Origin of the sequence: Dietzia sp. Cai40, from assembly GCF_014145165.1 — a bacterium.
In the GTDB taxonomy this organism is placed as follows: Bacteria; Actinomycetota; Actinomycetes; order Mycobacteriales; family Mycobacteriaceae; genus Dietzia; species Dietzia natronolimnaea.
The window spans coordinates 1-10,056 of the sequence record NZ_JAALEB010000439.1 but is presented as its reverse complement, the minus strand read 5'-3'; the positions used below and the strand labels follow the sequence as shown (position 1 = coordinate 10,056).

At 69.3% G+C, this 10,056-nt stretch carries 9 protein-coding genes and 2 tRNA genes; 8 read left to right on the top strand and 3 right to left on the bottom strand.

Translation table 11 applies throughout. The annotated features are described in order from the left end of the window. Positions 1–1,566: aminopeptidase N (gene pepN, locus G6022_RS15275; RefSeq protein WP_182691909.1), on the bottom strand; the 1,566-nt coding region annotated here is incomplete at its 3' end. A 94-nt stretch (positions 1,567–1,660) separates the two neighbouring features. On the opposite strand from pepN, the gene G6022_RS15270 reads away from it, so the two are divergent. Genes G6022_RS15270 through G6022_RS15260 form a run of 3 tightly spaced genes read left to right on the top strand, consistent with a single transcriptional unit; the run spans position 1,661 to position 3,711 of the window. Next, positions 1,661–2,287 carry a DsbA family protein gene (locus tag G6022_RS15270; RefSeq protein WP_182640148.1) on the top strand — a complete coding sequence of 209 codons (627 nt, stop codon included), beginning with the start codon at positions 1,661–1,663 and terminating at the stop codon, positions 2,285–2,287. 45 nt (positions 2,288–2,332) lie between these two features. Further along, a complete protein-coding gene (locus G6022_RS15265; RefSeq protein ID WP_179524911.1) occupies positions 2,333–2,806 on the top strand; it encodes a ribose-5-phosphate isomerase in 474 nt (157 codons plus the stop codon). A 56-nt stretch (positions 2,807–2,862) separates the two neighbouring features. Beyond that, positions 2,863–3,711 carry an Fpg/Nei family DNA glycosylase gene (locus tag G6022_RS15260; RefSeq protein WP_182640149.1) on the top strand — a complete coding sequence of 283 codons (849 nt, stop codon included), beginning with the start codon at positions 2,863–2,865 and terminating at the stop codon, positions 3,709–3,711. Positions 3,712–3,967: 256 nt separating this feature from the next. Here G6022_RS15260 and G6022_RS15255 read toward each other — a convergent pair. Further along, a tRNA-Gly gene (locus tag G6022_RS15255) sits at positions 3,968–4,041 on the bottom strand. 198 nt (positions 4,042–4,239) lie between these two features. Between G6022_RS15255 and G6022_RS15250 the strand changes: the two genes are divergently transcribed. From G6022_RS15250 to clpX, 5 genes are all read left to right on the top strand, one after another. Further along, positions 4,240–4,316: transfer RNA gene (locus G6022_RS15250), tRNA-Pro, on the top strand. A 50-nt stretch (positions 4,317–4,366) separates the two neighbouring features. After that, positions 4,367–5,773, top strand: coding sequence for a trigger factor (gene tig, locus G6022_RS15245; RefSeq protein WP_182640150.1), 1,407 nt, complete (start codon positions 4,367–4,369; stop codon positions 5,771–5,773). A gap of 240 nt (positions 5,774–6,013) precedes the next feature. Beyond that, positions 6,014–6,655 (top strand): ATP-dependent Clp protease proteolytic subunit, encoded by a 642-nt coding sequence (locus G6022_RS15240; RefSeq protein ID WP_107748149.1) that lies wholly within the window; start codon positions 6,014–6,016, stop codon positions 6,653–6,655. Positions 6,656–6,726: 71 nt separating this feature from the next. Beyond that, positions 6,727–7,350 (top strand): ATP-dependent Clp protease proteolytic subunit, encoded by a 624-nt coding sequence (locus G6022_RS15235; RefSeq protein ID WP_179526200.1) that lies wholly within the window; start codon positions 6,727–6,729, stop codon positions 7,348–7,350. A gap of 147 nt (positions 7,351–7,497) precedes the next feature. After that, positions 7,498–8,766, top strand: a complete 1,269-nt coding sequence (clpX, locus tag G6022_RS15230) for an ATP-dependent Clp protease ATP-binding subunit ClpX (RefSeq protein WP_182640151.1) — start codon at positions 7,498–7,500, stop codon at positions 8,764–8,766. Between the two features lie 6 nt (positions 8,767–8,772). Here clpX and G6022_RS15225 read toward each other — a convergent pair whose 3' ends face one another. Next, positions 8,773–9,972, bottom strand: coding sequence for a benzoate/H(+) symporter BenE family transporter (locus tag G6022_RS15225; RefSeq protein WP_347238191.1), 1,200 nt, complete (start codon positions 9,970–9,972; stop codon positions 8,773–8,775). Positions 9,973–10,056 lie beyond the last annotated feature (84 nt).

The window sequence follows — 10,056 nt, the reverse complement described above, 5'->3', positions numbered from 1 at the left end:
CGTGCGCTCGGCGTCCACGTCCAGCTCCGCGAACGCGGTGCGCACCAGCGCGCCCGAGTCGTCACGGCTGTAGAGGCCGACCCCCAGACGGTGGGTGCGCAGCTCCCCGGCACCCGGGGCGGCGGGTCCCTGCACGACGGTCAGTTCGGAGATCGTCGCCTGGGCGTCGTCTGCGGTGTCCACCTCCACCGAGATCGGGTTGATGCCGGTGGTCCGCAGCCACTGGTCGGCCCAGTCGGACAGGTCGCGGCCGGAGGAGGCCTCGAGGGCCCGCAGGAGGTCGTCGAACTCGGCGTTGCCGAAGGCGTGCTCGGCGAAGTAGGCGCGCAGGCCGGCCAGGAACGGCTCGCGTCCCACGTACGCCACCAGTTGCTTGAGCACGGACGCGCCCTTGGCGTAGGTGATCCCGTCGAAGTTGGCCTCGACCGTCTCCAGGTCCGTCATGTCGGCCGCCACGGGATGGGTGGAGGGCAACTGGTCCTGCCGGTACGCCCACGCCTTCTCCACATTGGCGAACGTGGTCCACGCGTCGGTGTACTGCGTGGCGTCCACCTGGGCCAGGACCGAGGCGAAGGTCGCGAACGACTCGTTGAGCCACAGGTCATCCCACCAGCGCATGGTCACCAGGTCGCCGAACCACATGTGGGCCATCTCGTGCAGCACCGTCTCGTTACGCCGCTCGTAGCGGTAGGCCGTGACGCGGGAGCGGAAGACGTAGTCCTCGAGGAACGTCACGGCCCCGGCGTTCTCCATGGCCCCCGCGTTGAACTCGGGCACGAAGATCTGGTCGTACTTGCCGAACGCGTACGGCATGCCGAATTCACGGTGATAGAACCCGAAGCCCTCCTTGGTCTCGGCGAACAGCCGATCGGAGTCGAGGTACCCGGCGAGCGACGCACGACACAACAGTCGTAGTGGAATGGTCCCGTGCTCGTCGACGTAGGAGTCCTCGACCACGTGATAGGGGCCGGCGATCAGGGCCACGAGGTACGTCGACAGGATCTCCGTCTGCTCGAACCGGTGCACGACCGCTCCCGACTCGCCCGGGGACTCTCCGGCCGGGGTGTTGGCCACCACGACCCAGGAGGCGGGGGCGGTGACGGTCAGCGTGTAGCGGGCCTTGAGGTCGGGCTGGTCGAAGCAGGCGAACACCCGCTTGGCGTCGGCGGTCTGGAACTGTGAGTAGAGGTAGACCTCCCCGTCCACGGGATCGACCATGCGGTGCAGGCCCTCGCCGGTGGAGGTGTACGCCAGATCGGCGTCCACGACGAGCTCGTTGGTCTCCTGCAGGTCGGGCAGCGTCAGCCCCGCCTCGTCGTCATAGTCCCCGGTCTCCAGGTCCCGTCCGTTCAACGTCACCGACCGGATCCGCGCCGACCTCAGATCGATGAATGTCTCCGCCCCGGGTCGGGAGCAGGTGAACCGGACCACCGTGCGGGACCGGAACGTCCCGGATCCCGGTCCGCCGGAGCCGTCGGTGAGGTCCAGGTCCACCTCGTAGGTGTCCACGTCGAGCAGTTCCGCCCTGGCGGCGGCGTCGGAACGGGTGAGATTGAGCGAGCGCATCGGAGGTCCTCGGTTCCTGGGCGGGGGTGGTGGCCCCAGTCCTACCACCCGCGGCGGGGTGGCAGTCGGGGACCCGGACGAGGAGGATGGGGTCATGACATCTTCTGGTTCCGACGCCACCCGTTCCGTCGACTTCTGGTTCGACCCCCTGTGCCCCTTCGCATGGGTCACCAGCCGCTGGATCCTCGAGGTGGAGAAGGTCCGGGACATCGAGCTGACCTGGAACGTCATGAGCCTGTCCGTCCTCAACGACGGCCGGGACCTCCCCGAGGACTACCTCGCGCTGATGACACGCGGTTGGGGCCCGGTCCGGGTCGCGATCGCCGCCGCACAGCGTCACGGCCAGGAGGTCCTGGGCCGGCTGTACACCGAGCTCGGCACCCGCATCCACGACCAGGGACGGGGGATCGAGGACCCCACGGTGATCACCGAGGCGCTCGAGGCCGCCGGACTGGACGCGGGTCTCGCCGCCGCGGCGGCGTCGGATGATTACGACGACGAGCTGCGCGCCTCGCACCACCGCGGCATGGACCCGGTGGGCGACGAGGTCGGCACCCCGGTCGTGCACGTGGACGGCGTGGCCTTCTTCGGTCCCGTCCTCACGCGCATCCCGCGCGGCGAGGACGCGGGCAAGGTCTTCGACGGCGCCGCCCTGCTCGCGGAGTACCCCTATTTCTTCGAGCTCAAGCGCAGCCGCACCGAGGCCCCGCAGTTCGACTGAAGGCCCGGGGGTGCGGCGGGTGCCGAGCGTGGCAGAATCGCCGCCATGCGCATCTACCTGGGAGCGGACCACGCCGGCTTCGAGACCAAGAACGTCATCGCCGAGCACCTGAAGACCTCCGGCCACGAGGTGGTCGACTGCGGCGCCCACAGCTACGACGCGGAGGACGACTACCCGGCCTTCTGCATCGACGCGGCTCGCAAGGTCGTGGCGGACCCGGGCAGCCTCGGGATCGTGCTGGGCGGCTCCGGCAACGGCGAGCAGATCGCGGCCAACAAGGTTCCCGGCGCCCGCTGCGCCCTGGCGTGGAGCGTCGAGACCGCGCGCCTCGCCCGTGAGCACAACAACGCGCAGCTGATCGGTATCGGTGGGCGCATGCACTCGCAGGAGGAGGCACTGGCGATCGTCGATGCGTTCCTCGACCAGAGCTGGTCGGAGGCCGAGCGTCACCAGCGTCGCATCGACATCCTCGCCGAGTACGAGCGCACCCACGAGGCCCCGCCGGTCCCCGGGGCCTGATCAGAGAAGCGCCCGAGAAGCGTCGTGCCCGGGCGACACCATGCCTGAGACACTCCGTGCCTGAGGGGCACACCCTCCACCGGCTGGCCCGCCTGCACACCGAGTACTTCGCGGGCGGGCCCGTCCGCGTCTCCAGCCCACAGGGGCGGTTCGCGGACCACGTCGTCGTCGACGGTAGGTACTTCGAGCACGCCACAGCCGTCGGCAAGCACCTCTTCCACCACTACGAGGGCGGCCTCGCCGTCCACGTCCACCTGGGGCTGTACGGATTCTTCGACACGCACCTCGTGCCGCAGGGGGAGGAACCGCCCGCGCCGGTGGGGCAGGTGCGGATGCGGGTCGGGGCGATGCTTCCCGGCGGGAGGTCGGAGGGCCGGCCCGCCCACTACGTCGACCTGCGCGGACCCACCAGGTGCGACGTCATCGACGAGGCGGGTGTGGCCGAGGTGCGCGGCCGTCTGGGCCCCGATCCCCTGGATCCCGACGCCGATCCCGGGCGGGCGTGGGCGCGGATCACACGCAGTGCGCGGCCGGTAGGTGCGCTGCTCATGGACCAGAAGGTCCTGGCCGGAGTCGGGAACGTCTACCGCGCCGAGGTGCTGTTCCGGCACGGTATCGACCCGTTCCGAGCCGGCTCGCGGGTGACGGAGGGCGAGTTCCGCGCGATCTGGGACGACCTGGTGCAGTTGATGGAGGTGGGGGTGGAGACCGGCGCCATCCACACGATCCGCCCGGAGCACGACCACGGGGACGTGCCCCGACGTGGTGCCGACCGGCCGCGCAACTACGTCTACCAACGGGACGGCTGGCAGTGCCGGGTGTGCCGCGACGAGATCGTCCTGCAGACGTTGGAGGCGCGGACCCTCTTCTGGTGTCCGACCTGCCAGCCGGGACGGCAGCGCTGAACCTGTCGCCGAGTCGCAGCCGCGGGCGGGCGGGTTAGCCGGTTAGCTGGCAAGCATCTCGCAGCCGCACGTCGCGACGGCGTCTCGCGGGCACAGAAGTACCTGCGAGACGCCAGGCCCAGGGGCGGCTGGGGTCTGGTCGAACAGGCGCTACCGCGAGACGCCATGCCCAGGGGCGGCTGGGATCCGATCGAACAGGCGCTACCGCGAGACGCCATCCTCGGGAGCGCCGGGAGGGCGTCGCGGGGGCGTCGTGTGGAGCGGGCGACGGGAATCGAACCCGCGTAGCCTGCTTGGAAGGCAGGGGCTTTACCATTAAGCTACGCCCGCATCGGCGGCTGACCTGGGGTTTCCCCCTCGTCTCGCTCGCGCTGAGACAACACTACCGGACCGGTGCGGCGCTCCCAACTCCCGGCCCGCCAACTCGGAATCTGCCGTGATGCGGCACTGTCGTACACTGGGCGAGTTGGTTTGGCGGCCCGGCAGGTTTCCCGCGTACGGCGCGGGGTGGTCGGTCGCGCGACTCACCGGGATGTGGCGCAGCTTGGTAGCGCATCCGCTTTGGGAGCGGAGGGTCGCAGGTTCGAATCCTGTCATCCCGACCAGCGGAGCCCGAAACACGAACCCCACACGACTTTCCTAGGAGATCATCACCGTGAAGAGCACTGTCGAGCAGCTGAACCCGACCCGGGTCAAGGTCACGGTGGAGGTGCCGTTCGCTGAGCTCGAGCCGGACTTCGCCAAGGCGTACAAGTCGCTCGCCGGCCAGGTCAACATCGCCGGCTTCCGTCCGGGCAAGGCCCCCGCCAAGCTCCTCGAGGCGCGGATCGGTCGCCCGGCGGTCCTGGAGCAGGTCATCAACGACATGATCCCGACCCGCTACGGCCAGGCCGTCGACGAGCACGACCTCAAGGTCCTCGCGCAGCCGGAGATCGAGGTGACCAAGCTCGAGGACGGCGACGTCGTGGAGTTCACCGCCGAGGTGGACGTGCGCCCCGAGATCACCCTCCCGACCTACTCTGAGCTGGCGGTCACCGTCGAGGCCCCCGCCACCGACGAGGCGGCGGTGGAGACCGAGCTCGACAACCTCCGCGCCCGCTTCGGCACCCTCAAGGGCGTCGAGCGCGGTGCCGAGAAGGGCGACTTCCTCTCGGTGGACCTGGCCGCCACCGTCGACGGCGAGCCCGTCGACGAGGCCTCGACCGAGGGCCTGTCCTACGAGCTCGGTTCCGGCACGCTCGTCGAGGGCCTCGACGACGCCGCCGAGGGCCTCAAGGCCGGCGAGTCCAAGGAGTTCACCTCCTCGCTCGTCGCCGGTGATCACGCCGGCAAGGAGGCGGTCATCACCGTGACCGTCCAGTCCGTCAAGGAGCGCGAGCTCCCCGACGCCGACGACGAGTTCGCGCAGATGGCCAGCGAGTTCGACACCCTCGACGAGCTCAAGGCCGACCTCACGGAGAAGGTGGCGCAGCAGGCCAAGGCCGGCCTCGCGGGCGAGATCCGCGACAAGGTCCTGGACGCGCTGATCGAGGCCACCGACGTCCCGACCCCGGAGTCCCTCGTCGAGTCCGAGGCGCACGCGCAGATGCACCAGCTCATCGACCAGTTCGGTGGGGACCCCGCGATCCTCGACCAGGCGCTGGCCGCCGAGGGCACCGACCGCGAGACCTTCGAGGCCGAGACCCGCGAGGGCGCCGCGCGCGCCATCCGCAGCCAGCTGCTGCTGGACGCCGTGGCCGAGGACGCCTCGACCGAGGTCTCGCAGGAGGAGCTCACGCAGCACATCATGTTCCAGGCCCAGCGCTACGGCATGGACCCGAACCAGTTCGTGCAGCAGATCCAGCAGGCCGGCCAGCTCGGGTCGCTGTTCTCCGATGTGCGGCGCTCCAAGGCCCTGGCCGACGTGATCGTCCAGTCGAACGTCACGGACACCGAGGGCAACACGGTCGACACCACCGAGTTCTTCGGCTCGCGTGAGGAGGAGGCCACCGACTCCGCCGAGGGTGCGGAGGCCGCCGAGGCCGAGACCGAGACCACCGACGGCAAGGGCGACGACGCCTGACCGTCACCGCCTGAACCACCCCCGGAGCCGGGGACCACCCGACGGTGGTCCCCGGCTCCGTCGTTCACGTCGACGGCGCCCGCGGCGGCGGCAGCGGACGGCGACGCTGAGAGCGAACACCCGCCCCGTCGGGACGGTTCCGTCGTGGGTGTTGGTTACTGTTTGACGTAACGGATACCCGGCCGCCGGACGGCCGGGCACCGCGGGAGCGGTGAGACGACCAGCGAAGGTAGGTACCCCGTGGCCCAGAACGGTTCAGCGGCACAGCCCGGTTCGACGCAGCCCGCCCTCAGCTCGCCCGGATCCCACGGGCTGACGCTCGGCGACTCGGTGTACGAGCGTCTCCTGCAGGAGCGGATCATCTTCCTGGGGTCCCAGGTGGACGACGACATCTCCAACCGCCTCTGCGCGCAGATCCTGCTGCTCGCGGCGGAGGACCCCACCCGCGACATCGCCATGTACATCAACTCGCCCGGTGGCTCGGTCACGGCCGGGATGGCGATCTACGACACGATGCAGTTCGTTGAGTGCGACGTGGCGACCTACGGCATGGGCCTGGCGGCCTCGATGGGCCAGTTCCTGCTGACCGCCGGGACCAAGGGCAAGCGCTACGCGCTGCCGCACGCCAAGATCATGATGCACCAGCCCTCGGCCGGCGTCGGTGGATCGGCCGCCGACATCGCGATCCAGGCCGAGCAGTACGCCGCCACCAAGCGCGAGATGGCCGAGCTCATCGCCCAGCACACGGGCCAGTCGTTCGAGCAGGTCACCGAGGACTCGGACCGTGACCGGTGGTTCACCGCCGAGGCGGCCAAGGAGTACGGCTTCGTCGACCACGTGATCGCGCGCGCCTCCCAGACCGGCGGAACCTCGCCGTCGTGACCATCGAACCCGTCGCCCACGGGAGCGCTCCCGCAGCCCAGCCCGCCCCGCACACCACCACGGAGTCACCGATGACCTCACTGCCGACCTCGCGCTACATCCTGCCCTCCTTCGTCGAGCACTCGAGCTACGGCGTCAAGGAGTCCAACCCGTACAACAAGCTCTTCGAGGAGCGGATCATCTTCCTGGGCACCCAGGTCGACGACGCCTCGGCGAACGACATCATGGCCCAGCTCCTCGTCCTCGAGGGCCAGGATCCGGACCGCGACATCACCATGTACATCAACTCGCCCGGTGGGTCGTTCACCTCGCTCATGGCGATCTACGACACGATGCAGTACGTGCGTCCCGACATCGTGACGGTGTGCCTGGGGCAGGCGGCCTCGGCGGCCGCGGTCCTGCTCGCCGCGGGCACCAAGGGTAAGCGGGCCGCCCTGCCCAACGCCCGCATCCTCATCCACCAGCCCGCCACCGGCGGGATCCAGGGCCAGGTCTCGGACCTGGAGATCCAGGCCGCGGAGATCGAGCGCATGCGTCGCCTCATGGAGACGACCCTGGCGCTGCACACCGGCCACGAGGCGGACAAGATCCGCAAGGACACCGATCGCGACAAGATCCTCACGGCCGCCGAGGCCAAGGACTACGGGATCATCGACACCGTGTTCGACTACCGCAAGCTGTCGTCGACCAACTGACGTCCGGGCGGCGCGCCGTAGTGGGTAGCGGTGCGCCGTCAGGTCCAATGAACTGATCGCGCGGGGGGTCGGAATTGTCGGCCCTCCCGCGTACCGTCGACTACGGGGTGTGAATCCGGGCCCCTGGAATGCGAGGACGTAGAACTCATGGCACGTGTGGGTGAGAGCGGCGACCTGTTGAAGTGTTCCTTCTGTGGGAAGAGCCAGAAGCAGGTCAAGAAGCTGATCGCCGGTCCGGGGGTCTACATCTGCGACGAGTGCATCGAGCTGTGCAACGAGATCATCGAGTCCGAGGTCGAGGACTCGCAGGACTCGGCACTCGACGAGCTGCCCAAGCCGTCGGAGATCCACGCGTTCCTCGACGAGTACGTGGTGGGACAGGACGCCGCCAAGCGGAACCTGGCGGTGGCCGTCTACAACCACTACAAGCGCATCCGGGTGGGGACCTCCCTCGGTCGCGGTGACGCCGTCGAGCTGGCCAAGTCCAACATCCTCATGCTGGGTCCGACCGGGTGTGGCAAGACCTATCTCGCCCAGACCCTGGCCAAGATGCTCAACGTCCCGTTCGCCATCGCCGACGCCACCGCGCTGACCGAGGCCGGCTACGTCGGCGAGGACGTGGAGAACATCCTCCTCAAGCTCATCCAGGCCGCGGACTACGACACCAAGCGTGCCGAGATGGGCATCATCTACATCGACGAGGTCGACAAGATCGCCCGCAAGGCCGAGAACCCGTCGATCACCCGCGACGTGTCCGGCGAGGGCGTCCAGCAGGCGCTGCTGAAGATCCTCGAGGGCACGCAGGCATCGGTTCCCCCGCAGGGTGGACGCAAGCACCCGCACCAGGAGTTCATCCAGATCGACACGTCCAACGTGCTGTTCATCGTCGCCGGGGCCTTCCAGGGCCTGGAGAAGATCGTCGGTGACCGCGTGGGTCGCAAAGGCATGGGCTTCGGGGCCGAGGTGGCCAGCAAGAGCTCCCTGGACACCACCGAGAACTTCGCCGACGTCATGCCCGAGGATCTGGTGAAGTACGGGTTGATCCCCGAGTTCATCGGGCGCCTGCCGGTCGTGGCGACGGTGACGAGTCTGGACCGCGAGGCGTTGGTCAACATCCTCAGCGAGCCCAAGAACGCGCTCGTCAAGCAGTACGCCAGGCTCTTCGAGATGGACGGCGTCGAGTTGGAGTTCACCACGGACGCCCTCGAGGCCGTGGCCGACCAGGCGATTCTGCGGGGCACAGGCGCCCGCGGCCTGCGCGCCATCATGGAGGAGGTCCTCCTCCCGGTCATGTACGACATCCCCGGACGTGACGACGTGGCCCGCGTGGTGGTCACCGGCGAGACGGTGCGCCACAACGTGCTGCCGACGATCGTCCCGTTCTCCGACTCCGAGCCGCGGGAGAAGTCGGCGTAGGACCCGTCAGCTCGTGGTGCGGCGCTCCAGCAGCGCCGACACCGCGAGTCCCAGGACGATCCCCCAGAACGGCGCGGAGATCCCGAGCAGGGACACGTCGGCCACCGTCACCAGCAGACACACCAGCGGCCCCAACGCGCGGTCGGTGCGGAACGCCGTGACGAACGCCGACTGCAGTGGCGCCAGCATCGCCAGCCCGCCGAGCGCCGCGACGAAGGCCGCCGGCGTCCCGACCATGAGGCCGACGAACGCGGGGGAGAGCACCCCCACGATCAGCGCCAGCCCACCCGTGCCGATCGCGGCCGCGTAGTGCCGGCGGGGCTCCCCGGATGAGACGAGCAGCGCGTTGGTCGGTCCGGTCAGGCACGTGGAGACCCCGCCGATCGCGGAGACCAGCAGAGACCAGATCCCGCACGCCACGGCGCAGGCGTTCACCGGCGGATGATGCCCCTTGGCACGGAGAACCCCGACCCCCTGGCCGTTCTGGACGACGAGCACGGTGACGGCCAGGGGGACCACCAACTCCGTGAGACCGCGGACGGTGAACTCCGGCCCCTGCACCATGGGGACGGCGAGGAGCCCGTCGTCCAGGACTCCCCGCGACAACCCGCCGTCGAGTATCACCGCGATGATCCCCACCAGCATCGCGGAGAGAATCGGCGGGACCACCCGGGCCACCCGCGGAAGGGCCCCGACGGCGAGGAAGGCCACCACCATGGGCAGGGCCACGGTGGCGGAGGTCCACACCGCGTCGACCAGACCGAGGCCGAACCGGAGGAACACCCCGGCCACCATGGCCATGATCAGGGGCATCGGAATCCAGTCCATGACCCTGCGCGCGACCCCGCTGAGGCCGATCAGCAGGATCACCACGCCCGTGATGACGTAGGCGCCGAGTACCTCCGACCACCGAAGATGTCCGAGCGAGTTGCCCACGATCACGGTGCCGGGGATGGTCCAGAAGAACGCCAACGGGGTCCGGTAGATCCAGCTCATGAGAATGGTGAGGACCCCGTTGGCGAAGAACACCCCGAAGATCCACGAGGACAGTTCCTGCGGGGTCAACCCGCCCTGTTCCCCCGCGGCCAGGATCACGGCGACGGGGCCGGTCGCGGAGAAGATCAGCGCGATGAGGGCGTTGGCGCATTCTCTCGGGCCCAGGTCCGCCAGCACCCGCCGCGGCGAGGGTCGGCGGTGGTGGGGGATCTCGATCGGCAGCAGGGCGGCGGTCCGGGACGGGTCTCCCGCCGGGGCGTCGGTGTCCCGGCTCCGACCGTCGGTGGGGGCGCT

Bases quoted from the DNA above. Each gene is read 5' to 3' on its own strand.
- G6022_RS15270 (WP_182640148.1), top strand. From the start codon at position 1,661: ATGACATCTTCTGGTTCCGACGCCACCCGTTCCGTCGACTTCTGGTTC.
- G6022_RS15265 (WP_179524911.1), top strand. From the start codon at position 2,333: ATGCGCATCTACCTGGGAGCGGACCACGCCGGCTTCGAGACCAAGAAC.
- G6022_RS15235 (WP_179526200.1), top strand. From the start codon at position 6,727: ATGACCTCACTGCCGACCTCGCGCTACATCCTGCCCTCCTTCGTCGAG.
- clpX (WP_182640151.1), top strand. From the start codon at position 7,498: ATGGCACGTGTGGGTGAGAGCGGCGACCTGTTGAAGTGTTCCTTCTGT.